The sequence below is a fragment of the Morganella morganii genome (assembly GCF_019243775.1).
Lineage (GTDB): Bacteria > Pseudomonadota > Gammaproteobacteria > Enterobacterales > Enterobacteriaceae > Morganella > Morganella morganii.
Genome location: NZ_CP069157.1, coordinates 1,691,700 through 1,714,142, shown reverse-complemented (window position 1 = coordinate 1,714,142; position 22,443 = coordinate 1,691,700). Strand labels below are relative to the sequence as shown.

Sequence of the window (22,443 nt, the reverse complement as noted above, 5' to 3'; positions counted from 1 at the left end):
GTTTATGCGGTGACTTCAATCAGTGCACGGGATGCGTCCGGCTCAGTCAGTTCACCGACCGGGCTTAATGTCAGGCCGTATTTGCGGGCAACTGCCTCCACTTCCTCACGCGCTGCCGGATCAACCGCCAGCAGCAGGCCGCCGGATGTCTGCGGATCACACAGCAGTTTGCGCTGAACGTCGGTCATTTCACCGATAAGGTGGCCGTAGCTGTCAAAGTTACGCTGTGTGCCGCCCGGGCAGCAACCCTGTGCAATATAGTCATACACACCAGGCAGTACCGGAACAGAATCGGTGTGGATTACGGCCTGTAACCCGGAACCCTGACAAATTTCACTCAGGTGGCCGAGCAAACCGAAGCCGGTCACGTCGGTCATAGCTTTTACGCCGTCGATTTCAGAGAAGTCCGCACCCGGTTTATTGAGCTGACACATGGTGTCACGCGCCAGATTTTTATGTTCCGGACGCAGTTTGCTCTGTTTTTCAGCCGTAGTCAGAATGCCGATACCCAGCGGTTTGGTCAGCAGCAGCTGACAACCGGCTTTTGCACGGTTATTTTGTTTAATTTTATCTGTCGGGACAATACCGGTGACCGCCAGGCCGAAAATCGGCTCAGGCGCATCAATAGAGTGGCCGCCCGCCAGTGAAATACCGGCATCGCGGCAGACAGCCCGTCCGCCCTCAATCACCTGTTGTGCAATTTCCGGAGCAAGTTTGGCGACCGGCCAGCCGAGGATCGCAATCGCCATAATCGGCTTGCCGCCCATAGCATAAATATCACTGATGGCGTTGGTGGCCGCGATACGGCCGAAATCATACGGGTCATCCACAATCGGCATAAAGAAATCGGTGGTGCTGATGATGCCGGTACCATTACCGATATCATACACCGCCGCATCATCACGGGATTCATTGCCGACCAGCAGATTAGGATCGATAAATTTTGCCTGCTCACTGTGCAGGATGGTGTCGAGCACTTTCGGGGAAATTTTACAGCCGCAACCCGCGCCGTGACTGTATTGCGTTAAACGCACCGCTTCTGACATGATAGTCTCCTTGTTAACGTCAATCCGCTCAGAAATACGTGACAAACGGTGTCAGATCCGGTGCCGCCACTTTGGCAGGCGCTTTCAGTGCCGGAGTGCCGAGATACAGAAAGCCGACAATTTTATCGTGCTCCTCACATCCCAGACCTTCCCGTACCACCGGGTCCTTTGTCCACGAACCGGTGCGCCAGATCCCGCCGAAGCCCTGAGCCACAGCAGCCATCTGCATCGCATGAACCGAACAACCTGCCGCTGCAACCTGCTCCCATTCAGGAACTTTATGTTCCGGCTTCACTTTCGCGATAACCGTGATAATCAGCGGTGCGCGTAATGGCGCATTGCGGGCTTTCTCTTCCACTTCCGGCCCGAGTCCGGCTGTTTTTGCCGCTTTTTCGAGCAACTGACTGAATTTGGTGATGCCGTCATCCTGCATCACGATAAAATGCCAGGGCTGTAACGCGCCATGATCCGGCGCACGCATCCCGGCATTGAGAATATTTTTTAATGCTTCGCCTTCGGGCGCAGGTGTGGTCAGACGAGAAGCAGAACGGCGATTGAGTAGTAATGTCAGTGCATCCATCGGTTTTCCCCTTTTTTAGTCGCTAATAAGCTACCACTTTTTTCACTATTTTTAAGGATAGATTGCTTAACTGCCTATATTTTCCGCAATGTGTCGTTTTCAGGCTGACAAATCCGCACATCCTCTTTACGATAGCAGGACATCTTTGTCTTTGGAGCCGTCATGCATACTTTATGGACTATCATTGCCGGAATATTTAAATGGAGCTGGCGTATACTGAATTTTGTGCGTCAGCTTGTCGCCAATGTCCTTTTTATCATCATACTGCTGTTAGCCGCCGGGGCCTATGCACTGCTGAGTGAACAGGATACTCAGACCAGCCGTGAACCCGGAGCATTATATGTAAATCTTTCCGGCGTTGTCGTCGATCAGCTGACCCGTAACAGTCCGCTGGAAAGTCTCTCTCTCCAATTGCTTGGCGCGTCTTCCGGTCAGTTACAGGAAAACTCCCTGTTTGATGTGGTGGAAACTATCCGTACCGCCGCCACCGACCCGGATATTACCGGAATGATCCTGAAGCTGGATGATTTCGTTGGTGCTGACCAGCCGTCACTTCAGTATATCGGCAAAACCATCACGGAATTCCGCAAACAGGGTAAGCGGGTCTATGCCGTCAGCGGCAATTATAATCAGGCTCAATACTACCTGGCATCCTATGCAGACAAGATATATATGCCGCCGCAGGGCAGCGTCGGTATCTACGGCTTCGCCACCAATACGCTGTATTATAACGAATTGCTGGAAATGCTGAAGGTGAAAACCCATATCTTCCGCGTCGGTACCTATAAATCGGCGGTTGAGCCGATGCTGCGCAACGATATGTCACCGGAAGCCCGCGAATCCACACAGCGTTTTATCAGTGTGCTGTGGGATAACTATCTCACCAGTCTCGCGGAAAACCGTAAAACCGGTAAGAATACTATTTTCCCGGGCGCACAGCAGATGCTGGCTCTGATGAAAACGGCAAAAGGTGATAATGCCGCTTATGCCGTCACGCAAAAACTGGTTGATGAGATTATGCCGGCTAACGTGTTTGAATCCGAAATGACCAAAACTTTCGGCTGGGATAAGAAAAACAACACAATCAATGCGATTCCGTTTACCGAGTACGCCAAAAACATGAACATCGGCGTGCCGCAGGGCAAGACCACCGGTAACATCGCCGTGGTTGTGGTTCAGGGTGCTATCGTTGACGGTCCCGATGCCCCGGGCATGGCCGGCAGTGATACTATCGCCGCACAACTCCGCGAAGCCCGTCTGGATCCGGAAGTGAAAGCGCTGGTACTGCGGGTGAACAGCCCGGGCGGCAGTGTGACGGCATCGGAGCAGATCCGTGCGGAAGTCGCGGCACTGAAACAGAGCGGCAAGGCCGTGGTGGTTTCCATGGGCGGCGTGGCAGCTTCCGGCGGTTACTGGGTCTCAACACCGGCAAACTACATTGTTGCCTCACCGAGCACCATTACCGGCTCCATCGGTATTTTCGGCGTAGTCACCACGTTTGAGGACTCGCTGAGCGAAATCGGCGTGCACACTGACGGCGTGTCCACCTCGCCGCTGGCCGATGCCACCGTAACCAAAGCACTGACACCGGAATTCTCAGAGCTGATGCAGCTCTATATTGAAAGCGGCTACAGCAATTTTATTAATCTCGTTGCCAAATCCCGTCACAAGACGCCGGAGGAAGTGGATAAAATTGCGCAGGGTCGTGTCTGGGTCGGTTCAGATGCCAAAGCTAACGGCCTGGTCGATAAACTCGGTGATTTTGATGATGCAGTTGCCAAAGCCGCAGAGCTGGCTTCTGTTGAGCATCCGGTACTGAACTGGATGCAGCCGGAAATGACATTCATTGACAGACTGCTTGCGGAAACGGCCGGTAATGTGAAGGTGACACTGCCGTCATCATTGCAGGGACTGATCCCGGCACCGGTCGGCGCACAGCTGACACAACAGGCATCCTTTATGAAAATGCTGACGGATCCGCAGTACCGTTATGCATTCTGCTTAAATTGCACCAATATTCAGTAAGTTTTCTTCTCAGCTGACAAAAGCCTGTTCGTGACGAACAGGCTTTTTTTTATTTCTGAAGCCCCTATAATTTCCTTCCCTGTACTCATTGTTAAGAGCAGTAACATGCAAAAGAAATCCATTTATGTGGTCTATACCGGCGGGACTATCGGTATGCAGCACTCGGCGCAGGGCTATATCCCTGTTTCCGGCCACCTTCAGCGCCAGGTTGCCAAAATGCCGGAGTTCTTCCGTCCGGAGATGCCGGATTTCACCATCACCGAGCACCAGCCGCTGATTGACTCTTCCGATATGACACCGGATGACTGGCAGTGTATCGCGGATGATATCAAAGCCCAGTATGACCACTATGATGGTTTCGTTATCCTGCATGGTACGGATACCATGGCGTTCACCGCATCAGCGCTCTCCTTTATGTTTGAGAACCTGACCAAGCCGGTCATTGTGACAGGGTCACAAATCCCGCTTGAGGCACTGCGCTCAGATGGCCAGATCAATCTGCTTAATGCCCTTTATCTGGCGGCGAATTATCCGGTCAATGAAGTGGGATTATTCTTCAATAACCGCTTATACCGGGGCAACCGCACCGTCAAAGCACATGCTGACGGTTTTGCGGCCTTTACCTCCCCGAACTACCCGCCGCTGATGGAAGCCGGGATTAATATCCACAATCTCAATACTCACCCGCTGCCGCAGAGCACCGCACCTTTCACGCTGCATAACATCACCCCGCAGCCTATCGGCGTGGTAACCGTGTATCCGGGCTTGTCGGTGGATGTGGTGAACAACATTCTGCAGCAGCCGGTCAAAGCACTGATTATCCGCTCTTACGGTGTCGGTAATGCACCGCAGCAACCGAAACTGCTCACCGCATTGCGGGAGGCCACAGAGCGCGGCATCATTGTGATCAATCTGACACAGTGTATTTCAGGACGCGTCAATATGGGCGGCTATGCCACCGGTCATGCACTGGCAGAAGCCGGCGTGATCAGCGGCTTTGATATGACCTTCGAGGCAGCGCTGACCAAACTGCATTATCTGCTCAGCCAGGATTACACCAGCGATGAGATCCGCATTCTGATGCAGCAGGATCTGCGCGGCGAGCTGAGCTATAACGACAACTAAGGAGTCTGCAATGAAACCGGCACTGCTTCTGGTGGATATTCAGAATGATTTTTGTCAGGGCGGCAGCCTGGCTGTCCGCGACAGTGATGCGGTGATCCGCACAGCGAACCGGATGATAGCCCGTTGTCAGCAACAGAATATCCCGGTGATCGCCAGTCAGGACTGGCATCCGGCTGAGCATCTGAGCTTTGCCGTCAATTCCGGGACAGTGATTGGTGAATGCGGCGAACTGAACGGACTGCCCCAAGTCTGGTGGCCGGTGCATTGTGTGCAGAACACACCGGGGGCGGATTTTCATCCTGACCTGAATAAACAGGCTATCAGCCATATTATTTATAAGGGTGAAAACCAGGCCACGGACAGTTACAGCGCGTTTTATGATAACGATCACCGGGAGCCGACCGTCCTGCTGAAACTGCTGGCAGAACTGCAGATCACGCATCTCGCTGTTCTGGGGATCGCCACCGATTACTGTGTGAAATTTACGGTGCTGGATGCACTGGCGGAAGGATTTGCCGTCACTGTGATCACAGACGGCTGCCGGGGCGTTAATTTAAAGCCGGATGACAGCCTCACCGCATTTGCGGAGATGGAGAACGCCGGTGCGCGGTTGCAGACAGCGGCTCAGTTCTGCGGCGAGAAAGAATAGCAAATGTCATGACGGGACAGTAAACACTGTCCCGTTTTACACTCAGTCCTGCGGTTTCAGTGTGGCCAGATGCGTATCGGTAAACAGCGCTTTCAGCTCCTGCTTACTTTTCAGGCTGATTTCCCCGTCAGTCCCCACCGTCATATGTGCCGGATCCGCGTTATGGCGGGACTGCCATAACATCACCAGCTGCAGACTGCTGCTTTTCTGAGATTCCGTCAGTGGTACACCATCGGCCCATTTACCCAGTTCGACGGCTGTCACCAGACGCCCGTAGACTTCCGGCGTCATGGCGGACAATAAATCATCAATTTCCATACAGTTCCTTCCCCGAAAGCATCTGATTTTACCTTTTGATCACATCAGAAGCTGAATCGTTTTTTCTATCGTTATATAAATGTTAAATTTCAATATAACCAAACTAACCGTTTGTTATTGCTTTTGTTTTTTCATCTTCAAAACTCAGTGATGCTGAGTTAATACAATAACGCTGCCCTGTCGGCGCAGGCCCGTCAGGAAAAACATGTCCCAGATGCGCATCACAATGGCCGCAACGGGTCTCAATACGATGCATGCCATGAGAGGTATCGTCAATATACCGGACTGCACTTTTGCTGACCGGCTCATAAAAACTCGGCCAGCCGCAGCCGGCATCAAACTTGGTATCCGAATAAAAAAGCGGAGAACCACAACAAATACAACGGTATACCCCCTGTTTCTCATTATAGAGCAGGCGGCCGGTAAACGGGTGCTCAGTTCCCGCTTCCTGTGTGACATAGCGCTGAATCTCTGTCAGCTCAGCGGGTGTATCCCGCTTTTTATCAGTCCCGGACATAGCTGAATCCTTATCATTATTGTGCAGGGTCAGTCAGAATACAGAATAACAAAAAATTAACATCAAATGACCGGATGTTATTCTAAACTTGTCATGTCAGCATTGACACCACTTATTTGTGACATGTTTCACATTTATGCCCCATACACGCTGTCTTTATTCCGCTAAGTCCCGATAATAGCGGCGACAAATTTACTGAAAGTGGCGATTTGTTGAGCAGATTAAATGTTAAATGACATTAATTGACACGATTCCGCTTGACGGCTGGCAAGGTTTTGGTAACTTTAGTAGCAACTTTAATTCACTAACAAATAGCTGGTGGTAATACTATGACTATCAAAGTAGGTATTAATGGTTTTGGTCGTATCGGCCGTATCGTATTCCGTGCTGCACAAGAGCGTTCAGATATCGAAATCGTTGCAATCAACGACCTGCTCGATGCAGATTACATGGCATACATGCTGAAGTACGACTCAACTCACGGTCGTTTTAACGGTACCGTTGAAGTGAAAGATGGCCATCTGGTTGTTAATGGTAAAACTATCCGCGTTACCTCCGAACGTGACCCTGCGAACCTGAAGTGGAACGAAGCCGGTGTTGATGTTGTTGCTGAAGCAACCGGTCTGTTCCTGACTGACGAAACTGCACGCAAACACATCCAGGCAGGCGCGAAGAAAGTCGTTCTGACCGGTCCTTCCAAAGATGCGACCCCGATGTTTGTTATGGGTGTTAACCACAAAGATTACGCGGGCCAGGAAATCGTTTCTAACGCATCCTGTACCACTAACTGCCTGGCACCACTGGCAAAAGTCATCAACGACAAATTCGGTATCGTTGAAGGTCTGATGACCACTGTTCACGCAACCACTGCCACCCAGAAAACTGTTGACGGTCCTTCACACAAAGACTGGCGCGGCGGCCGCGGTGCATCCCAGAACATCATCCCGTCTTCTACCGGCGCAGCAAAAGCAGTGGGCAAAGTTATCCCTGCACTGAACGGTAAACTGACCGGTATGTCTTTCCGTGTTCCTACGCCTAACGTCTCTGTTGTTGACCTGACAGTCCGTCTGGAAAAAGCAGCAACTTACGCTGAAATCTGTGAAGCTATCAAAGCGGCAGCAGCAGGCGAGCTGAAAGGCGTAATGGGTTACACCGAAGATGACGTGGTTTCCACTGACTTCAATGGCGAAGTACTGACTTCTGTGTTCGATGCCAAAGCCGGTATCGCACTGAACGACAACTTTGTGAAACTGGTTTCCTGGTATGACAACGAAACCGGTTATTCTCATAAAGTTCTGGATCTGATTGCACACATCTCCAAATAAGTCTGCACTCTGTTATCCTCACAAAGAGCCGCTTTTGCGGCTCTTTTGTTTTGTGGTAAACAGTCGTAAAGTAGAAAGTAAATGTCCTGTTTTTATTACAAAAGGGTAAATTATGATTGAGCGCCTTCTTGCGTTACCGGTTACCAGTCCGATCACCCCTTCGCTGTCCCAGCGTCAGATGGGGGATTTGCCGGTTATTGTGATCGACCATCCGAAAGTCCGTGCTGCGGTCAGTTTTCAGGGAGCACAGGTGCTGGCATGGCAACCGGCCGGTTCAGAACAGCCGGGATTATGGCTCAGTGAAAACAGTGCATTTACCCCGGGTGTGGCCATCCGCGGCGGGATCCCGATCTGCTGGCCGTGGTTCGGCCCGGTGCAGGCGCCTTCCCACGGTTTTGCCCGTATTATGCAGTGGGAGTTCACGGCTCATAATGAAAATGAAGAGGGTGTATTTCTCACATTCACCTTGCGTGACAGTGCGGAAACCCGCAAATTGTGGCCGCACGAGTTCACACTGATCGCCCGCATCCGCCTGGGAGACACCTGTGAGGTTGAGCTGGAAGCTTACGGGCAGTATCAGGCAACCGCTGCACTGCATACCTATTTTACCGTCGGCGATATTGCACAGGTCAGTATCAGCGGGCTGGGGCAGCATCTGCTGGATAATCTGTCACAGCGTGAAGAATATACGGAAGAGACAAAGCTGGTTTTCAACGGCCGTACCGACCGCATCTATACCGAGCCGGAGCAATCCACCTATATCCACGATAAGAAATTAAAACGTCATATTGAAGTGGTGCACTTTCATCACAGCGATGTGGTGTGCTGGAACCCGGGTGCAGCATTGTCCGCTTCAATGGCCGATATGCCGGATGATGGCTATAAAACGATGGTGTGTGCTGAAAGTGCGCGGATTAACCGCCCTATGGCTCCGCAGGGCGATAAACCGTCCCATCTCTCCGTCCGTATCCGCCTGAACCCGAAAATAGGCTGACGGGCTGCTCAGGAACATATAAAGCCGGTGAATGCTTACCGGCTTTCATATACCGTTGTCAGCAGCGGTGAATCAAACACAGCCACCGGCGAAATCACCGTTTCATTCAGCGGAACCGCCTTTCCGTACCGTTCTTTCATCTTTGCCTGTACTTCCGGTGAAGATAAATCAAACTCCCGCAATGTCTGTAACTGACCGACCTCTGTATTCAGGGCATTTTTATAGATTTTCCAGACCAGTTCAGAACAATAAATCCGCTCATCATCCCATGAAAATGTCAGGTCGTAAGGCCGGGACTGATACCGTATCGCCTCACGGTATAACGCCTGCTGCTGTGAGGCACTCAGCGGCTTTTTCAGGCGTTTCACCACGTAATGGTTACCGGTGCCGCGTGCAATCCACTGTTTCAGCGGTGTAAAGCGGACTGTTTTTGCCGCCTCATACACATACGGCTTACCGTCACGCAGCAGAATAATCCCCATATGGCTGTAGACCGACCCGGTCGCTTTTTGTATGGCGAGGCTCTGAGAGGTGCGCGAGGTATGGAAAATAATATCGCCCTGCTGCGGCTGCCACGCGTACACAGCGGAGGCAAAAAAACAGAGCAACAGCAGACAATGACGCAATACACTGATCACAGAAGTCCTCCGGCATGGTTAACAGCCATAAAAAAACTGCACCGGACACAGGTCAGGTGCAGTTCTGTTATACCACTGAATTATCAGAAAGTATAAGTCACACCAGTCCACAGGATAGAGGTGTGTTTTTTATCCACCATCGGGCTGTCTTTGGCCTCACTTGGTAACAGGTCGATGCGGCCCATGGCGAATGCAGACCAGTTTTCATCAAACTGATAATGACCGGTCACCTCAACATACGGTGTCCAGCTGCTGCCCGGACGGTATTCATCCAGACCGCTGCGGCGGGATTCAGCAGCGGTGATCCCGTATTCATAACGGTTCTGTTTTTCGCTGGACCAGATTACACCCACGCCCGGCTGGACAGACCATTTATCGCCCTCAAACCCGTAAAGGTAAGCGGCATCAAAACGCATACCGTCACTTTTACCCAGGATATCTCCGGAGAAGTTGGTACGCAGTGTTCCCCACTCTTCATGATGGCGGTAGCTCAGCCCGGCCATGGCAGTATCACGGCGGTTATCGAGTTTGCGCATGCGGGAATCTTTATTATCTTTGGCACGGTATGCCTGCGGATAGTAGAACAGGTCAACGGACAGCTGATCTTTTTTGTCATTCCACAGATAATAACCGGTCGCTAAAGTATGAAAATAAAAGTTTTTACCTTCATAGTTAACCATCGGAACCGGCATAAATTTATCAGATGTTTTTGTGCCGCGGTATGCCTGCTCCTGATAAAGTACGGAAGCACCGACAGACCATTTTCCGTCGTCTGCAAAGGCAGAGGCTGACATGACAGTTAACATACTGAGACTGAGCAGGCCGGTTAATTTCTTATGCATTATCATTTCCTGAGTTAAATTCATGTACAAATTACCGCAACAAATGTTTGCGGGGCGCATATATTACGGTGAATGATAATTCAGCGATGATAAAAATTACAAATATTTACTGTGCTAAATCGTGCCACCGGTTTCAGTTAAGTAATGTCATTGCAGCGATAAGTGCCTGACCAGCCGCTATTCCGCCATCACCACACGGCAACTGACGGGGTTCCCGCACCTGCCTGTGGCTTAATTTGTCCTTAATAATACGGCGCAGCAACCGGTTATTAAACACGCCGCCGGAGAGCACGATGGTATCCGTATTTTTCCGGGTTGCTGTATCATCCGCCAGCCCGGCAACCGTATTTGCCAGCAGTACATGAAAACGGAATGCTCTTTCCGGTATTGTCTGAGTATCATCCGCCAGCATCTGCCAGAGCGGACGTAAATTAATAGTGTTATCCGCAGTCAGCGGCAGTGTTTCACCGGTAATAAGCTCATTCTGGTTGTGACACTGTAACGCGCAATTTTCCAGCGCACAGGCGGCTTCCCCTTCCCAGCTTATCTGATCTGCGGTTAATCCGAGCGCACAAGCCACTGCATCAAACAAACGCCCGCAGGATGATGCTTTCGGGGCATTGATACCCTGCTCAATGGCTTTAATCAGTAATGATACATTCTTCCCGGCAAGCCGTGATGCCAGTGGTGAAGACGACCACAAACCGGCGTGATACAGATGAGCCAGCAGGTTACGCCACGGCTGCACCGCCGCTTTGTCGCCCCCCGGCAAACTCACGGCCGGTAACCCGCCGGTACGGGTCATATGACGGTAATCACCCGCCAGGATTTCACCGCCCCATAGTGTGTTATCCGCGCCGTATCCGAGGCCGTCCAGTGCTATCCCTACGACTTCACCATCTTCCTGACGCCAGCCATGTTCTGCCAGACAGGCTGCAATATGCGCGTGATGATGATAAACCGGCATGAACGGCACCTGATGCGCCTGTGCCAGTGCCATCCCCATCTGATGACTGATATAGCCGGGATGCGCATCCCCGGCGATAACCTGTGGTTTGAACTGATAAATCCGCTCAAACAGTTTCAGCGAAGCCTCCAGTTGCCCCTGTACGGAGAGATCAGCCAAATCCCCGAGATGCGGCCCGGTAATCAGCTGCTGATGATGCAGCAGGCAGAAGGTGTTTTTCAGGTCACCACCCAGTGCCAGAACTGCCGGCGGATTTTTGCCGGTCACTGTGCTGACATCGATAGCATCCGGCACATAACCGCGCGCGCGCCGCAGCACCTGAATATCACCGGACTGATAGCGGACAAGGGAATCATCCGCCCGCTGAATAACTTCGCGGTTATGTAACAGAAAAGCATCGGCAATGGAACTGAGCTGCTCAAATGCCGCTGCGTGATCCAGCGCCGGAGTATGGCCTGATGCATTCCCGGAGGTCATAATCAGCGGGCGCTGAATATCATGCAGCAACAGGTGCTGTAACGGATTAGACGGCAGCATAATGCCGGTTTCACACAATCCTGGTGCGACCAGCGGAGACAATGCGGCGATTACTTCCGGTTCATCTGTCAGCACAATCGGTGCGGCAGGGCTTTTCAGCAGGGTAATCAGGCCGGGATCCGGCTTCCTGCCTGTGCATTCCGCCAACCAGTCAACGGACGGTATCATCACCGCAAATGGCTTGGCAGGCCGGTGTTTTCGGGCTCTCAGTACGGCCACAGCGTCACTGTTTTGTGCATCCGCCACCAGGTGAAAGCCACCCAGTCCCTGCATCGCCAGAATTTTGCCGTCTTTCAGCAAACGGACTGCGGCTGACAGAGCATCATCAAAGCGGGCGGTAATCTGCTGCTGCGGATCCGTCAGCCAGATATGCGGTCCGCAATCCGGACAGGCATTCGGCTGAGCATGGAAGCGGCGATCTGCCGGGTCACGGTATTCATGCTGACACACCGGACAAAACGGAAAAACCGACATCGCGGTATTCGGACGATCATACGGCATTCCCCTGATAATGGTGAAACGGGGCCCGCAGTGTGTGCAGTTAATAAAAGGATAACGGTAACGGCGGTTGCCGGGGGCAAACAATTCACTCAGACAAACATCACAGGTTGCTGCGTCCGGGATAATTTCGGTATCCATTTCCCCCTGTCCGCTGGCGGTGATGGTAAATGCCGCCGGACACTGTTCAAAGGTATAATGCTGCTGCCCGATATGGTCGATTCGCGCCAGCGGCGGGCATTGTGCCTGTAACCGGCTGATAAAACCGGCGATATCCGCTTCTGCCGGAAGGTGGATAAGCACCCCTTCACTGTCATTGCTGACATCACCGCACAATCCCATCTGATGGGCTATCTGCCAGACAGCCGGACGAAACCCGACTCCCTGAACTTTTCCCTTCACCCGGATTTCCACACCCGCCTGCATAACGCACTCCTGCCTGATTTCAACCGGAACAGTTTACTGCGCACAGAGTGGCCGGGTATTTATCAGGATCATAAAAACAGCCGGAAAGACGTATAATTACCCGGCAGTGATCACCGGTACCCGCCGTGCCAGCGCTGTCAGCAGTTCGTAGCCGATAGTCCCGGCATATTGTGCGACATCATCCGCCGGAAGATTCGCGCCCCACAATTCAACCGGTGTACCGATATCCGCCTCCGGACAGCGGGTGATATCAACTGTCAGCATATCCATGGAGATCCGTCCCGCCAGCGGGCAGCGCTGTCCGGCAATCCAGACCGGTGTGCCGTCCGGTGCATGGCGCGGATAACCATCCGCATAACCACAGGCAATGGTGGCAATCCGCATCGGTGCCGCGGCGGTAAAACGACTGCCATAACCCACGGTTTCACCGGCTTCAATATCATGAACAGCAATAATTTCACTGCGGAGAGTCATCGCCGGTTTCAGGCCGAACTCTGCAATATCCGCACTGTTGCCGCTGGGTGAAACACCATAGAGGATGATACCGCAGCGCACTTCATCCGCGCGGGTGTCCGGTTCCCACATGGCCGCTGCGGAATTTGCCAGACACTGCGGTAAGTTCAGAGAACTGAACAGTGCAATGCGCGACATCTGTTTATGAATACCGGCAGTTAAATCCGCATCCGCAAAATGGCTCATCAGTGTGATAGTGCCGACCTGTGGTAATACTGTCAGACGCTGGAGTGCATTCAGGTACGCCGCCGGAGAAAAACCCAATCGGTTCATGCCGCTGTTCAGTTTCAGATACACATTCAGCGGATGAATAAATGAAGCTTCCTCTATCGCTTTAATCTGCCACTCGCTGTGTACAGATGTTGACAGTTGATAACGGTCAATCAGTGACAGATCTTCTGGCTGAAAAAATCCCTCCAGCAGCAAAACCGGCTTTTGCCAGCCCAGTTCACGAACCTTCACTGCCTCACTGAAATCCAGCAGCGCAATGCCCTCCGCCTGCGCCAGTGCCGGAAAAATCCGTTCAATGCCATGTCCGTATGCATCCGCTTTTACCACTGCCCATACCCGGGACGGGCTGACCCGCTCTTTTACCCGGGCCAGATTATAGCGGACAGCTTCACTGTCAATCACAGCCTGTATCGGACGAGGCATAAAATCACCGCTCCTTATTTTGTTGGTTATGCGGTATGTAACTGCTGCGGGATCACCAGCCGGGTTCTGAACCCGTTCAGATAACGGGATACTGCCAGATCATCCGCGCGGATAGCCGGTTTATCGCCGGACATAATATCGGCAAGCAACTGCCCGCTGCCGCAGGCCATTGTCCAGCCGAGGGTGCCGTGGCCGGTATTGAGGAACAGATTACTGTACGCAGTCGGCCCGACAATCGGGGTGCCGTCCGGTGTCATCGGGCGCAGACCGGTCCAGAAAGTGGCTTTGCTGATATCCCCGCCGCCGCCGTAAAGATCCTGCACCACCATTTTCAGTGTTTCGCAGCGCCGTCTGACAATATCAAGGTTAAAACCAACCACTTCTGCCATGCCGCCGACACGGATACGCTGGTCAAAACGGGTCACCGCAATTTTGTAGGTTTCATCCAGTACCGTGGATGCAGGAGCACGGCTTTCGTCAATAATCGGCATGGTCAGAGAATAACCTTTCAGCGGATACACCGGGATAGCGATATGGCCGTGCAGTAATTTTGTCGAGTATGACCCCAGCGCCACCACATACTGGTCACCGGTGATCACTTCCTCGTCGCAAATCACCCCGCTGACACGATCACCGCTGAATTGCAGGCGATGTATATTGACACCGAAGCGGAATTTCACTCCGGCCTGCTCCGCCATTTCTGCCAGCCTTTTGGTGAACAAATTACAGTCCCCGGTTTCATCATTCGGCAGTTGCAGGCCACCCGCCAGTTTATGTTCCGCATGGGCCAGCGCCGGTTCTGCCTCATGCAGTTCACCGGCACTCAGCAGGCGGTACGCCACGCCTTCCTGTTTCAGAACTGCAATATCATTGGCTGCGTTATCCAGCTGTTTTTGTGTGCGGAATAGTTGCAGTGTGCCACCCTGACGCCCCTCATACTGTATTCCGGTTTCGGCACGTAATGCTTTCATGCAGTCACGGCTGTATTCCGCAATCCGTACCATGCGGCTTTTATTCATGACGTAATAATCAGCACCGCAATTGCGCAGCATCTGCCACATCCAGCGCAGCTGGAACAGCGAACCATCCGGCCTGATGGCCAGCGGGGCATGTTTTTCAAACATCCATTTCACGGCTTTCAGCGGAATACCCGGCGCCCCCCACGGCGTGGCATAACCGGGAGATATTTGCCCGGCATTACCGAAGCTGGTTTCTTCCGCCGCCGCCGGCTGCCTGTCGATAACAGTCACATCGTGCCCTTTCTGCGCGAGATACCAGGCTGTTGTAACACCGATAACACCACTTCCCAGGATGACAATGTTCATGTTGCCGCCTTGTTATTTATTTCACATTAGCATCAGCATAATATTTCAGAAACATTTTGCCAACATAGCGGAATCCCCTCACGTCATATTAAGTCTGTTTCTTTGCTGCCTGTCACAAAACAGTGTTTTTTTTAATCACTGATATAATTAATTAAATTATCCTTTTATCCGAAAATGGTTTTATTATCTTGTAATATAAGCATTTGTTAAATAGTATGCAGTCTATCTGTCGCAGGCACCGCTGCGAACTCATCGCGAAACGCAACCGGACACCCGTCTTTGTTGCCGATGACACCAGACTGAATAAATAATCCGTATATTTACGTTACGCCGGTTATTTATCAGAAAACCCCTCTTCTTTTTTATGCCTTCCGGCATATTTTCCGGTAATAACGATGAATATTAAAAACCAACGTAAAAACATCACCCTCTTACCCGACGGCCGCCGCTTCAGTTGGTATGACTCCGGCCCTGAGACCGGTATTCCGGTTGTGTTCTGTACTGGTGCAGGCATGAGTGGCTCTGCCGGCTTCGGTATTCCTTACCTGGCAGACAATAATATCCGGCTGATCACACCGGATCGCCCCGGGCTCGGTAATTCTTCTCCCGATGCCGGAAAATCACCGGAATCCTTTGCCGCTGATGTCACTTTTCTGATGCAGTCGCTGGGTTACACCCGGTTCAGAGCAGCCGGATTCTCTCAGGGTGCGGTTTATGCCATGGCACTGGCCTATTATGCGCAAGTTTCCGCGCTGGCACTGATTTCCGGGCAGGATCAGTTCGATTACCCGCCAACCCGGGCGCTGTTATCTGCTGATATCATTGATATGCAGAAGAACGCACGGACTCAGCCTGACGGGTTTACCTCATGGGTACGGGAAAATATCACCGCAGACTGGCTGATGAGTTTCATTCTGAACTACAGCGGGGAAACAGACCTGGCAGTTTATCAGGCGGCAGATTTTTTACCCGCTTACCGGCAGTGTATGACAGAGGCATTTTCTCAGGGAAATGAAGGCTATACACAGGATCTGCTGATTGCCATGCAGGAATGGGGATTTACACCGGAGCAAATTACCTGTCCGGTGTCACTGTGGTACGGGGAAAAGGACACCAGTACCGTGCACTCCCCGGATGGCGGCAAAATCCTGGCGGGACGCTTTCCCCGCGCGGAGCATCATCTGTTTGCGGAAGAAGGTGGCTCCCTGCTCTGGACACAGTCACAGGCGATATTACAGGCACTGGCCCGCGCATAACAAAAAACCGGCTCAGCGCCGGTTTTTCATCATATACCGTCTGTGTTACTGCGGATTCAGATCCTGTGCAATGCCGCTCTGCATGGTCTGCCAGATAGTACCGCTCTCTTTGCCGTAGCTGCGGACACAATCCAGCACTTTATCATAGGCTTTTTCGCGGCACAGGCCGGTCAGCTGCTGATAAAAATTCCGCGCCAGTTTACGGGCTTCCGGGCTTGCGAAATAGAAGCGGCCGACACGGGTGTACAACCCTTTCAGACCGTTGAGGATCAGACCGTAAATCGGGTTACCAGAGGCAAATGCCAGGCCGCGGAACACGTCATAATCATACTGGCTGAACGCATCGGAATTATCATCCGGTTCATTTTCCTGACTGAGAATTTCCAGTGATTTTTCCGGATTATTGCGAAACGCAGTACGGATAAAAATAGAGGCAATATTGGTCCTGGCTGCCAGCAGGTTCTCAATCAGTTTCGGCGCGCTTTCGTGATCGAGACGGGCAATGGTTTCCAGGATGTTCAGTCCGGATGTTTCCCAGAAATTATTAATTTTTGTCGGTTTACCGTGCTGAATCGTCAGCCAGCCATCTCTGGCAAGGCGTTGTAACACTTCACGCAGGGTTGTCCGGGTCACACCAATCAGTTCAGATAACTCACGCTCTGCGGGTAAAATGGATCCCGGCGGAAAGCGGTTATTCCAGATACTTTCAATAATATACTCTTCTGCAAACCCCGCAGGGCTCTGCGCCTTGATTACCATAGGTGACTTCGTCCAAAACAATTAACCTTCCAATTATCCGGATGATAACAGAATGTGACGCTGCGATATAGCAATCAGCTTGCGAAAGAGTGAATCCGGTCATAAATCACAATGGTACAACCTGTGACCATCAGTTGATTTAAATTCTTAATAAATTCAGAATACCGGCGTAGTATAAAGCACTGTAGTTATACGCGGATCATCTTTTCACCCCCTGCGGAGGACACACAGCAACAATGGAAATATCAATGCGGCAGGCCTTCCTGAAGAACTTCATGGGTCACTCCCCTGACTGGTATAAGCTTGCTATTATTCTTTTTTTAATTATAAATCCGGTTGTTTACTTCTTTATTGACCCTTTTACAGCCGGCTGGCTGCTGGTCATTGAGTTTATTTTCACCCTTGCGATGGCGCTGAAATGCTATCCGCTGCAACCCGGCGGCCTGCTGGCGATTGAGGCGGTACTGATCGGCATGACATCGCCGGCGCAAATCAGCCATGAGATTGTGAATAACCTTGAGGTTATCCTGCTGCTGATCTTTATGGTTGCCGGTATTTACTTTATGAAGCAGCTGCTGCTGTTTCTGTTTACCAAACTGCTCCTGTCTATCCGTTCCAAACGCGCGCTTTCTCTTGCTTTCTGTCTGGCAAGTGCCTTTTTATCCGCGTTTCTGGATGCACTGACGGTGATCGCCGTGGTGATCAGTGTGTCTGTCGGGTTTTATGCGATTTATCATCAGTATGCCTCTTCCGGAAAAGAAACGGTGACGCTCAGTGATGATGAATTTATCGACAGCACCGAAAAGCGCCAGACACTGGACCAGTTCCGCGCCTTTCTGCGCAGCCTGATGATGCATGCCGGTATCGGTACTGCTCTCGGCGGCGTGATGACCATGGTCGGTGAACCGCAGAACCTGATTATTGCCAAACATGCCGGGTGGGATTTCGTGAATTTCTTCCTGCGCATGGCACCGGTGACAATTCCGGTGTTTGTCTGTGGTCTGCTGGTCTGCTACCTGGTGGAACGGTTTAAACTGTTCGGTTACGGTGCGGAACTGCCGGAGCGGGTCAGAGCCGTACTGGAAGATAATGCACAAAAATCCGCAGCACGCCGGACTAAACAGGAAAAAATGCAGCTGATTGTTCAGGGCCTTATCGGTATCTGGCTGATTACTGCGCTGGCTCTGCATCTCGCCGAAGTCGGACTTATCGGTTTATCAGTGATTATTCTCGCGACGGCATTCTGCGGGATCACGGAAGAACATGCTCTCGGTGAGGCTTTCGAAGAAGCACTGCCGTTTACCGCACTGCTGACTGTGTTTTTCTCCGTCGTTGCGGTAATTGTTGACCAGAAATTATTCACACCGTTTATCCAGTTTGTCCTCAGTTCGGATCCGTCGTCGCAGTTGTCGCTGTTCTATCTGTTCAACGGCCTGCTTTCGGCGGTCTCTGATAACGTCTTTGTCGGCACGGTCTATATCAATGAGGCAATGACGGCGATGAAAGCCGGACTGGTATCCTATACACAGTATGAATATCTGGCCGTTGCTATCAATACCGGGACAAACCTGCCGTCAGTGGCGACACCAAACGGCCAGGCGGCATTCCTGTTCCTGCTGACGTCCGCACTGGCACCGCTGATCCGGCTTTCCTACGGAAAAATGGTGATCATGGCGCTGCCTTACACCATCGTGATGACACTGGTCGGTTTCTTCGGTGTTGAATTATGGCTGGTGCCGGTTTCAGAATGGATGGCTGCCAATGGTGTGATTACACTGCCGTAACCACCTTTTTACACTGTACTAACCGGAATAACAGTGTTATTCCGGTTTTTTTGTTTCTGCCCGCCGTAAATGCGGAAAAGGGGTGCGTTGCTGTATTTTTTATCGTACAGTCGCTGCGTTAGTTAATCTGTTTCTTATTAATCGGATAACCCGGATACAATTATGCTGACTTATCTTTATGAGTGTTCGCGGGGCCGCAGTGCATGGTTTTTACTGATGATCTCCGCACTGGCACTCGACGGTATCGCCCTGTTCTTTCAGCACGGAATGGGATTACAGCCGTGTGTGATGTGTATTTATGAACGTATTGCCGTTCTGGGCATTGCCTTTGCCGGATTCCTGGGCTGGATAGCGCCGCGCAGCGCCATTATCCGCTGGCTGGCTATTGTCCTGTGGATTTACAGCGGGATTGCCGGATTACAGCTGTCATGGGAACACACCATGATCCAGCTCTACCCGTCTCCGTTCAATACCTGTGATTTCTTTGTGAATTTCCCGGAATGGCTGCCGCTCAATACCTGGCTTCCGTCAGTGTTCGAAGCATCCGGTGACTGTGCGGTTCAGCAATGGGTATTCCTGAAACTGGATATGCCGCAGTGGCTTATCGGTATCTTTGCTGTATATCTGCTGATCAGTGCGCTGGTATTATTATCCCAGTTCATTCACCGCAAACAGCCGCGTCGCCTGTTCTGATCTTACCCAATCAATAACAGCCGCGTTATCATAACGCGGCTGTTCAGAGCATCTCTCACAATACCGATCCGCAACTTCCGGAAAGCAGTGACTGCTGACTGCAGCGTTTGCCGTTGGCAAACTGACACCCCGGTGTCTGTGCGCCGTTCAGCTCGCGGATAAGTGACGGCGTTCCGCCTGCATAGCTGCAGCTGGCACGGGCATCTTCGGTTAAATCAATTAACGGTTGCTGATAGCGCGGGATCTGTTTCTGCTGCACCGTATCCGGTGAACTGCTGCAACCCGCAGCAAAAGCCGCTGCCGCAACAATAACACTGCACAATACCCGCCCCGGACGGCGGAGAAATGGAACTGATATCATGATTATGGCCTCATAGCTGCGGATGCAGCTCAGTGAACACTGCTTTTCGAGAATAAATTTATCACTAATACACCCGCAATAATGAGAGCCATCCCGATAACTGCGGGTAAATCCAGTTTCTGGTGATAGATAAAATAAGCGGCGGCAGAGACAATCACAATCCCCATTCCGGACCAGATAGCATACGCTATCCCCAGCGGCATCATCCGCACCACCTGAGACAGTGCCCAGAACGACACACAATAACCGATAACCACCACGACCGACGGTATCAGCCGGGTAAAACCGTCCGCCGCCCGTAACATTGAGGTCGCCACCACTTCTGCGCCCACGGCCAGCGTCAGCCACAATAAACCATTCATAAATCACCCGTTCATATCTTTATCACTCAGTAAGGCGGATATTATAAAGAAATCAGAAAAAAAATCCCGCAGCGAAACGGTGCGGGATATGATTAATTTATGACGGATTATGCGAGGTAATACGGCTCTCCGCTTTCGGCCTTTGTATAAACAAGGCCCGGTAACGGCTGAAAACAAACAGTGAGATAAGCACACCCGCCACAGCAAACACCGCTCCAGCATAACCTATCTGTTCCATTCCCATATGAATAATCACCTGATTACCAAGCAGCGCCCCGCCGCCGATACCGATATTAAAAATGCCCGAATAAACAGACATCGCCAGATCGGTGGCATCCGGTGACAAATCGATCACTTTGACCTGTAACCCCAGCGCGGTACACATCATACCGATCCCCCAGACAACCCCGAGGATAATCAGCGCGGTATCGGTCACGCGGCTGGTCATCAGCAGCATCAGGCATACCGTCAGTAGTGTTATCGCAGCAGGCAGAAACAGCAGCGGCAGCCGGGTGTTGTAACGGCTGAAAATCACACTGCCGATAATCCCCGCAGCCCCGAAAATCAGCAGAAACAGCGTGGCGAAATCCTGTGACTTCCCGGCAACGGTCTGCACAAACGGCTCAATATAGTTATAAGCAGTGAAATGCCCGGTTACCACAATCGCGGTCAGCACAAAAATCCCCACTAACGCCGGTCGTCTGAACAAAACCGGAATACTTTTCAGGGAGCCGGAATGCTCACTCGGCAGCAGCGGAAGAAAACGCGCCATTGCCGCCATGGTAATCAACGCCAGACCGCCGATACAGAAGAACGTCATCCGCCAGCCGACCCACTGCCCGATAACACGGCCAATCGGCAGCCCCAACACGGTTGCCAGCGCCGTACCGGTCGCCAGCAACCCTAGTGCCTGAGATTTTTTACCGGGCGGAGCCACCCTGACAGCCAGCGATGCGGTGATCGACCAGAACACCGCATGTGCCAGTGCGACACCGATCCGGCTGACCACCAGCACATCAAAACGCTGCGCCAGCCCGGACACTATGTGGCTTATCACAAATACGGTAAACAACCAGAGCAGCAATTTGCGCCGCTCAATACGCGCCGTCAGCAGCATCAGCGGCAGCGACGTCAGCGCCACCACCCAGGCATAAATGGTGATCATCAGTCCGGTCTCTGCGGGTTGCATCGAAAAACCCGCCGAGATATCACTCAGCAGTGCAACCGGAATAAATTCAGTGGTATTAAATACAAATGCCGCCACCGCAAGTACCATTACCCGCAGCCAGGCCTGATTTCGTGACAGGGTTTCAGTCATTATGGTCCCCCGTAAAGAAAAGCTGTATCGATACAGCTTTTGAGCAGAAAAGTGTGACCATGGTAACACATGTGGTTTTCACGGGAAACGCGGGAACAGAAGCAAATACCCGGCATCATCGCCAGGCAACAGTATTATAACGCGCGTTTTGACTGTTCCGGGATGGCGTCAAAAATCGCTTTTAACTGCGCCTTTTTCAGTGTCGGTCCGACAATACGGACACGGCGGCTGTTTGCCGGATGATAGCTAAGAATATAAGAGTCCGTGGAAAACGAGACCATTAACGCCTTCAGCCCCTTCACTTCCTGCAGGGAGAAATGGCCGCCGTCAAACGGCATTGCGACCACTTTACCGACCGCGATTTTGGATGTCAGTTTATCGCCGTACACTTTAATCACCGGGAACTGCGCGATATAGACATATACCGTGAGACCCAGTGCGGCAGCCACACCCGGCATCCGTGTCTGAAATAAATACGCCAGTGCGATATAAAGCACAATAACCACAAAGAATGTAATGACACAGGTGATAATTCTGCGTTTCTGATCAACCTGATATACCGTTTCTGCTGAACTCATAACCCATCCTGTTACTGAATTTCCGCTGCCGGAAAATAAAAAAATATCAAGGCCGGACAGAATAACGAAAATACCGGCGATTGACAGTAACATTCCGGGAAAAAATCATTCCTGCGTACTCTGCGGAAATCCCGGAAACCGGGGGTTTACAATCCGGCATTTATTTGACACCATTGCCGCAGTTCATTTCCCCTGAGGATGTCTGCCGACATGATTTAATTGCCTGAATCCCATTGCTGTATCATCCGCATTTTTACTAATGCGCTGTTTTGATATCGGGCAGGCAGCTATCCTCGTCATCATTTTCTTTTTTATCCGGCATATCCGCCTGCCCCTGTTTATTCAGGAGCTTT

22 protein-coding genes are annotated in these 22,443 nt (G+C 51.7%); 8 read left to right on the top strand and 14 right to left on the bottom strand.

All coding sequences use genetic code 11. The features are described 5' to 3' along the window. Positions 1 to 2: 2 nt before the first annotated feature. Positions 3 to 1,046: a selenide, water dikinase SelD gene (gene selD / locus JL661_RS08265; protein WP_004235546.1), complete on the bottom strand. Its 1,044-nt coding sequence runs from the start codon at positions 1,044 to 1,046 to the stop codon at positions 3 to 5. A gap of 28 nt (positions 1,047 to 1,074) precedes the next feature. Then, positions 1,075 to 1,626, bottom strand: a complete 552-nt coding sequence (locus JL661_RS08260) for an NAD(P)H nitroreductase (protein ID WP_004239158.1) — start codon at positions 1,624 to 1,626, stop codon at positions 1,075 to 1,077. A 162-nt stretch (positions 1,627 to 1,788) separates the two neighbouring features. Here JL661_RS08260 and sppA point away from each other — a divergent pair, with 162 nt between their 5' ends. The 3 genes from sppA (at position 1,789) to pncA (ending at position 5,425) form a co-directional block, all read left to right on the top strand. Continuing rightward, entirely contained in the window at positions 1,789 to 3,651 is a 1,863-nt protein-coding gene (gene sppA / locus JL661_RS08255; protein ID WP_004239157.1) for a signal peptide peptidase SppA, read from the top strand. A 105-nt stretch (positions 3,652 to 3,756) separates the two neighbouring features. Further along, on the top strand, positions 3,757 to 4,776 hold the full coding sequence (gene ansA, locus JL661_RS08250) for an asparaginase (protein WP_062771540.1): 1,020 nt from the start codon (positions 3,757 to 3,759) through the stop codon (positions 4,774 to 4,776). 10 nt (positions 4,777 to 4,786) lie between these two features. After that, entirely contained in the window at positions 4,787 to 5,425 is a 639-nt protein-coding gene (pncA, locus tag JL661_RS08245; RefSeq protein WP_004239156.1) for a bifunctional nicotinamidase/pyrazinamidase, read from the top strand. 42 nt (positions 5,426 to 5,467) lie between these two features. On the opposite strand, the gene JL661_RS08240 is transcribed toward pncA, so the two are convergent. Together JL661_RS08240 and msrB are read right to left on the bottom strand one after the other, a co-directional pair. Next, positions 5,468 to 5,743, bottom strand: coding sequence for a YeaC family protein (locus JL661_RS08240; RefSeq protein ID WP_004235541.1), 276 nt, complete (start codon positions 5,741 to 5,743; stop codon positions 5,468 to 5,470). Between the two features lie 103 nt (positions 5,744 to 5,846). Continuing rightward, positions 5,847 to 6,260 carry a peptide-methionine (R)-S-oxide reductase MsrB gene (gene msrB / locus JL661_RS08235; RefSeq protein WP_004235540.1) on the bottom strand — a complete coding sequence of 138 codons (414 nt, stop codon included), beginning with the start codon at positions 6,258 to 6,260 and terminating at the stop codon, positions 5,847 to 5,849. A 329-nt stretch (positions 6,261 to 6,589) separates the two neighbouring features. Here msrB and gapA point away from each other — a divergent pair, with 329 nt between their 5' ends. Together gapA and JL661_RS08225 are read left to right on the top strand one after the other, a co-directional pair. Continuing rightward, entirely contained in the window at positions 6,590 to 7,585 is a 996-nt protein-coding gene (gene gapA / locus JL661_RS08230; RefSeq protein WP_004235539.1) for a glyceraldehyde-3-phosphate dehydrogenase, read from the top strand. A 112-nt stretch (positions 7,586 to 7,697) separates the two neighbouring features. Next, the gene (locus JL661_RS08225) at positions 7,698 to 8,579 is read left to right on the top strand and encodes a D-hexose-6-phosphate mutarotase (protein ID WP_004235538.1); all 882 of its coding nucleotides are present in this window, start codon (positions 7,698 to 7,700) and stop codon (positions 8,577 to 8,579) included. Between the two features lie 35 nt (positions 8,580 to 8,614). On the opposite strand, the gene JL661_RS08220 is transcribed toward JL661_RS08225, so the two are convergent. From JL661_RS08220 to JL661_RS08200, 5 genes are all read right to left on the bottom strand, one after another. Next, positions 8,615 to 9,205, bottom strand: coding sequence for a YiiX family permuted papain-like enzyme (locus JL661_RS08220; RefSeq protein WP_036415875.1), 591 nt, complete (start codon positions 9,203 to 9,205; stop codon positions 8,615 to 8,617). A 95-nt stretch (positions 9,206 to 9,300) separates the two neighbouring features. Further along, on the bottom strand, positions 9,301 to 10,059 hold the full coding sequence (locus tag JL661_RS08215) for a MipA/OmpV family protein (RefSeq protein ID WP_004239151.1): 759 nt from the start codon (positions 10,057 to 10,059) through the stop codon (positions 9,301 to 9,303). 133 nt (positions 10,060 to 10,192) lie between these two features. Continuing rightward, positions 10,193 to 12,487, bottom strand: a complete 2,295-nt coding sequence (gene hypF / locus JL661_RS08210; RefSeq protein ID WP_062771538.1) for a carbamoyltransferase HypF — start codon at positions 12,485 to 12,487, stop codon at positions 10,193 to 10,195. A gap of 96 nt (positions 12,488 to 12,583) precedes the next feature. Beyond that, the gene (gene alr, locus JL661_RS08205; protein WP_004235534.1) at positions 12,584 to 13,654 is read right to left on the bottom strand and encodes an alanine racemase; all 1,071 of its coding nucleotides are present in this window, start codon (positions 13,652 to 13,654) and stop codon (positions 12,584 to 12,586) included. 26 nt (positions 13,655 to 13,680) lie between these two features. After that, positions 13,681 to 14,979: a D-amino acid dehydrogenase gene (locus JL661_RS08200; RefSeq protein WP_004235533.1), complete on the bottom strand. Its 1,299-nt coding sequence runs from the start codon at positions 14,977 to 14,979 to the stop codon at positions 13,681 to 13,683. A 395-nt stretch (positions 14,980 to 15,374) separates the two neighbouring features. On the opposite strand from JL661_RS08200, the gene JL661_RS08195 reads away from it, so the two are divergent. Continuing rightward, complete coding sequence (locus JL661_RS08195) at positions 15,375 to 16,235, top strand: alpha/beta fold hydrolase (RefSeq protein WP_004235532.1); 861 nt, start codon at positions 15,375 to 15,377, stop codon at positions 16,233 to 16,235. 45 nt (positions 16,236 to 16,280) lie between these two features. Here JL661_RS08195 and fadR read toward each other — a convergent pair whose 3' ends face one another. Then, positions 16,281 to 16,994 (bottom strand): fatty acid metabolism transcriptional regulator FadR, encoded by a 714-nt coding sequence (gene fadR / locus JL661_RS08190; RefSeq protein ID WP_004235531.1) that lies wholly within the window; start codon positions 16,992 to 16,994, stop codon positions 16,281 to 16,283. Between the two features lie 236 nt (positions 16,995 to 17,230). Between fadR and nhaB the strand changes: the two genes are divergently transcribed. Both nhaB and dsbB read left to right on the top strand, forming a co-directional pair. Further along, positions 17,231 to 18,778: a sodium/proton antiporter NhaB gene (gene nhaB, locus JL661_RS08185; protein WP_015422744.1), complete on the top strand. Its 1,548-nt coding sequence runs from the start codon at positions 17,231 to 17,233 to the stop codon at positions 18,776 to 18,778. A 162-nt stretch (positions 18,779 to 18,940) separates the two neighbouring features. Further along, complete coding sequence (dsbB, locus tag JL661_RS08180; RefSeq protein WP_004235529.1) at positions 18,941 to 19,471, top strand: disulfide bond formation protein DsbB; 531 nt, start codon at positions 18,941 to 18,943, stop codon at positions 19,469 to 19,471. Between the two features lie 55 nt (positions 19,472 to 19,526). Here the strand turns inward: dsbB and JL661_RS08175 are convergent, their stop codons facing one another. The 4 genes from JL661_RS08175 to JL661_RS08160 all read right to left on the bottom strand — a co-directional run bounded on the left by JL661_RS08175 (position 19,527) and on the right by JL661_RS08160 (position 22,090). After that, positions 19,527 to 19,832, bottom strand: a complete 306-nt coding sequence (locus JL661_RS08175) for a putative hemolysin (RefSeq protein WP_004235528.1) — start codon at positions 19,830 to 19,832, stop codon at positions 19,527 to 19,529. A 29-nt stretch (positions 19,833 to 19,861) separates the two neighbouring features. Beyond that, complete coding sequence (locus tag JL661_RS08170; protein ID WP_004235527.1) at positions 19,862 to 20,194, bottom strand: SMR family transporter; 333 nt, start codon at positions 20,192 to 20,194, stop codon at positions 19,862 to 19,864. Between the two features lie 97 nt (positions 20,195 to 20,291). Beyond that, on the bottom strand, positions 20,292 to 21,512 hold the full coding sequence (locus tag JL661_RS08165; protein WP_004235526.1) for a sugar transporter: 1,221 nt from the start codon (positions 21,510 to 21,512) through the stop codon (positions 20,292 to 20,294). Between the two features lie 134 nt (positions 21,513 to 21,646). Further along, positions 21,647 to 22,090 carry a hypothetical protein gene (locus JL661_RS08160; protein ID WP_015422745.1) on the bottom strand — a complete coding sequence of 148 codons (444 nt, stop codon included), beginning with the start codon at positions 22,088 to 22,090 and terminating at the stop codon, positions 21,647 to 21,649. Positions 22,091 to 22,443 lie beyond the last annotated feature (353 nt).